This window comes from Streptomyces sp. AF1A (assembly GCF_047340315.1).
Classification (GTDB): Bacteria; Actinomycetota; Actinomycetes; order Streptomycetales; family Streptomycetaceae; genus Streptomyces.
Map to the genome: position 1 here is coordinate 1 of NZ_JBLEBI010000340.1, position 2674 is coordinate 2674.

The window sequence follows — 2674 nt, forward strand, 5'->3', positions numbered from 1 at the left end:
GCGCGCGGGCGTGCCGCTCGGCCTCGTCGACCAGCCGGTCCTTCAGGGTGTGCCAGTACGACTCGTCGGCGAGCCAGTCGCCGGTGACCGGTTCGGTGGGCGCGGGCACGCCCATCGCGTGCAGGTCGGCGCGCCGGATCAGCTTGCGGCGGCGCAGTTCGCCGGCTCCGTCGGGGCGGCCGGTCAGGGCGGCCAGTTCGGCGGCGCGGGCCCGGCCGGCGCCGCGCCGGGTCAGCCCGGGCGGCCGTACGTCGAGGACGGTGACCCCGCTGGGCGTCCGGCTGCCGCCGGGCTCGCGCAGCACCGCGCGGTCACCGACGCGCAGAGGCAGTTTCCGGCCGAGGGTGAGCCGGGCGGTGTCCGTGCCGAGGGGGCGGACGGTCACCGGCACGGCGGCCGTGCCGATGTGCAGGGTGACGTGGCGGGGCAGGTCGGCCACCGGCTCGCCGGAGACCCGGACGTCGATCAGCTCAGTCGCCGACCAGCGGTCCGGGGTCAGCAGCACCTGCCCGCGGCGCAGGGTGCCGTCTCCCTGGCCGTGGACGTTGACCGCCACCCGGGCCACCCCGGTGACCGCCTCGCGGTCCTGGTTGAGGCTCTGCAGCCCGCGCACCCGCAGCGCCGCCGAGCCGTCCCCGGTGACCAGCCGGTCGCCGACGCGCAGGGTGCCCGCGCCGAGGGTGCCGGTCACCACGGTGCCGTGGCCGCGCACGGTGAAGGACCGGTCCAGCCACAGCCGCACGTCTGCGTCGGGGTCGGGATCGGGCAACTCCAGTGCGAGACGGGCCAGTTCACCGCGCAGGGCGTCCAGACCCGTGCCGGTGACCGCGCTCACGGGGACCGACGCCACCGTGCCGAGGGAGGTCCGGGCGAGGCGCTCGACGGCGTCGGCGCGCACGGGGTCGGGGTCCGCGAGGTCGCTGCGGGTCACGGCGAGGACGGCGTGCCGGACGCCGAGCGCGTCCAGTACGGCCAGGTGCTCCTGCGACTGCGGCTGCCAACCCTGGTCGGCGGCGACGACGAACAGCACGGCGGGGACGGGTCCGACGCCGGCCAGCATGGTCGGCACGAACCGCTCGTGCCCGGGCACGTCGACGAAGGCGAGGTGGTCCCCGTCGGGGGTGAGCCGGGTCCACACGAAGCCGAGGTCGAGGGTGAGGCCCCGGCGGCGCTCCTCCTCGTAGCGGTCGGGCTCCATGCCGGTGAGGGCCCGCACCAGGGCGGACTTGCCGTGGTCGACATGGCCGGCGGTGGCGAGGACCCGCATCACGCCCGCCCTTCCGCCGTGGGCGGCACCGACCGCACGGCCCGCGCGAGCCGTTCGTCGTCCTCCGCGGGCACCGCCCGCAGGTCCAGCAGGCAGCGTCCGGCCTCCAGGCGCCCGACAACCGGGACCGGGCCGGTGCGCAGCGCGGCGGCGTACGGCTCGGGCAGGGAGAGCGCCGCGCTGGGCAGGGTGACCCCGGGTGCGCCGCCGCCGCCGACGGTGGCGCTGCTGTCGACGGCCCGTACGTCGATGCCGTGGGCGCCCAGCTCGGCCGCGAGCCGCTCGGCTCGGGCGCGGAGGCGGCCCGGATCGCAGGTGAGGGCGAGGGCCGTCGGGGTGGGTGGGCCGGTGAGGGTGGCCTCCAGGGCGGCCAGGGTGAGCTTGTCGACGCGCAGGGCGCGGGCCAGCGGATGACGGGCGAGGGTGTGGACCAGGTCCTGGTCGCCGAGCAGCAGTCCGCACTGGGGTCCGCCGAGCAGTTTGTCACCGCTCGCGGTGACGAGGGCGGCGCCCGCGCGCAGCTGGGTGGCGGCGTCGGGTTCGTCGGGCAGCGCCGGGTGCGGGGCGAGCAGCCCGGAGCCGATGTCGACGACGACCGGGACACCGAGGCCGGTGAGCTCGGCGACCTCGGCGGAGCGGGTGAAACCGGTGATGCGGAAGTTGGAGGGGTGCACCTTCAGCACGAACCCGGTGTCGGGGCCGATCGCGCCGGCGTAGTCGGCGGCCGTCGTGCGGTTGGTGGTGCCGACCTCGCGGAGCCGGGCGCCGGTCGTCACGAGCAGGTCGGGCAGGCGGAAGCCGTCGCCGATCTCCACCATCTCGCCCCGGCTGACGACGATCTCCCTGCCGGCCGCGAGCGCGGTGGCGGCCAGGACGAGCGCAGCGGCCCCGTTGTTCACGACGTGGACGGCCCCGGCGGACGGCACCCGGGAGTGCAGCGCGGCCAGGGCGGAGCGTCCGCGGCGGGCCCGGGTTCCGGCCGTCAGGTCGAGTTCCACGTCCGTGGGTCCGGCCGCCTCCTGGACGGCTTGGCGGGCGGCGGCCGACAGCGGTGCGCGGCCGAGGTTGGTGTGGAGCAGCACCCCGGTGGCGTTGATCACCGGGCGCAGCCCGCTCGCGGTGCCGGGCAGCAGGGCCAGCGCCGCCTCGGCGACCTGTTCGGGCGGGAGGCCGCCCGCGCGGGCCCGCTGCTGCGCTTCCCGGACGGCCTGTTTCACCACCGCCGCGCCGAGCCGGTCCACGGCCGCGGCCAGGCGGGGCTCGCGCAGCAGCCGGTCGGTGCGCGGGATGCGGCGGCGGGCGCCGGTGTCCTGCACAGCGGGCGGGGGCGTGCCGCCCGGACCGGCGCCGGCCGATCCGGTCTCCTCATGTCCCGCGCCCGCCGACCGCGGCGCCACCCGCTGCTCC

2 protein-coding genes are annotated in these 2674 nt (G+C 77.6%); both read right to left on the bottom strand.

All coding sequences use genetic code 11. The annotated features are described in order from the left end of the window. Nucleotides 1–1267, bottom strand: a 1267-nt coding sequence (locus ACLU3S_RS36610; RefSeq protein WP_413956289.1) for a GTP-binding protein, incomplete at its 3' end; no start/stop codon positions are given. Further along, on the bottom strand, nt 1267–2583 hold the full coding sequence (selA, locus tag ACLU3S_RS36615) for an L-seryl-tRNA(Sec) selenium transferase (protein ID WP_413956290.1): 1317 nt from the start codon (nt 2581–2583) through the stop codon (nt 1267–1269). The genes ACLU3S_RS36610 and selA, both read right to left, overlap by 1 nt. Nucleotides 2584–2674 lie beyond the last annotated feature (91 nt).